1 pseudogene is annotated in these 807 nt (G+C 45.7%); it reads left to right on the top strand.

What is annotated here, in order from left to right:
- A pseudogene (gene pucR, locus ACWHAR_RS25710) lies at positions 1–801 on the top strand (purine catabolism transcriptional regulator PucR); the annotation flags it as partial.
- Between the last annotated feature and the right edge of the window lie 6 nt (positions 802–807).

Raw genomic sequence — 807 nt, 5'->3', positions numbered from 1 at the left:
TTCAGCCGAAGGGCCCGCAATGAGTTTTTCAACAATTTTATTGAGCGGTCCTTTTCTTCAGATGACGAAATCAAAAACCGGGCGAAAGAATTCAAACTGCGCTGGGATCAAAAATACATGTGCATTGCCGGCAAACTCGATCGGAATAATGAATCAATCAGTTTTACAGAAAATCAGCTTGCTTCCGACAGCGTATTCGAATTTCTTGAAGGTGAATTATCAGCCTTCCCGTTTCCGCCTCACTTCTTTATGAAAGGAAATGTCGGCATTATTCTAATCGAGGCGACAGACAGCTGGAGTGAAATGCACGCCTCGGTGATCAGCTTTTTAGAACAGTTTCAAACACAGGTCAGCGCTCAATTTAAACGAACCGTGTCCTTTGGCATCAGCAATATCTGCCAAAAGCTCATTGATGTTCCCGACGCTTTCACAGAAGCTTCTGATGCTCTGCAATCGGGGCATTTGTCAAGAAGCACCGCATTTATCCAGGTGTATCACGCCAAAGATGTGCCTGAGCTTCTGCGCTTGCTCCCGGTTGAGGATTTGAAGAAATTTTACAACTCCACGCTTCAGAGCCTCGCTGAAAAACAGCAGGAGGATCAAAGCCTGCTTCATACGCTTTCCGTCTATTTAGAGACACACTGCCAAATTTCAGAGACGGCAAAGCGTCTGTACGTTCATCGCAATACGGTCATATACCGCCTTGAAAAATGCGAAGAGCTGCTGGGGAAAAGCTTAAAAGATCCTGAAACAACGATGCGTTTGCGGCTTGCCTTACGTATGCAGCGGCTGATCAGCTAATGTTTG

The sequence above is a fragment of the Bacillus sp. LR--39 genome (assembly GCF_053613335.1).
Note: the sequence above shows the minus strand (reverse complement) of the source record. Positions and strands in the feature narration are given on the sequence as shown.